This is a genomic window from Gudongella sp. DL1XJH-153, assembly GCF_049310905.1.
Taxonomy (GTDB): domain Bacteria; phylum Bacillota; class Clostridia; order Tissierellales; family Tissierellaceae; genus Gudongella.
On the sequence record NZ_JBMEMN010000112.1, the window covers coordinates 1 to 241 of the forward strand.

The window sequence follows — 241 nt, forward strand, 5'->3', positions numbered from 1 at the left end:
TAGATATAACCGCAATCCCAGTCAGTACACAGCACCCAAAAAAGTACGTCTAGTTTATTATATTTTGGCTCATTTCCCACCTACTTAAATAGTCTTCCCAGGAATGATTCGCCCTGCTTGTTATATCCAGCTATTTCAGAATATGTAAGGCTGTCTATTCTTCCCTCTATTTCCACTTCTCCTTTCTCTAACGTAAGACGGTTGACATGTAAATCATTACCCTTAATCATCAACATGCCTT

The 241-nt window shown here is 38.6% G+C and carries 1 protein-coding gene; it reads right to left on the reverse strand.

Annotation, left to right across the window (positions count from 1 at the left end; translation table 11 throughout):
• Nucleotides 1–80: 80 nt before the first annotated feature.
• Entirely contained in the window at nt 81–236 is a 156-nt protein-coding gene (locus ACOEN1_RS13585; RefSeq protein ID WP_422487418.1) for a YabP/YqfC family sporulation protein, read from the reverse strand.
• Nucleotides 237–241: the final 5 nt, after the last annotated feature.

What these genes read in the sequence shown, in the direction of transcription:
- ACOEN1_RS13585 (WP_422487418.1), bottom strand. Translation starts at nt 236, where the DNA reads ATGTTGATGATTAAGGGTAATGATTTACATGTCAACCGTCTTACGTTA.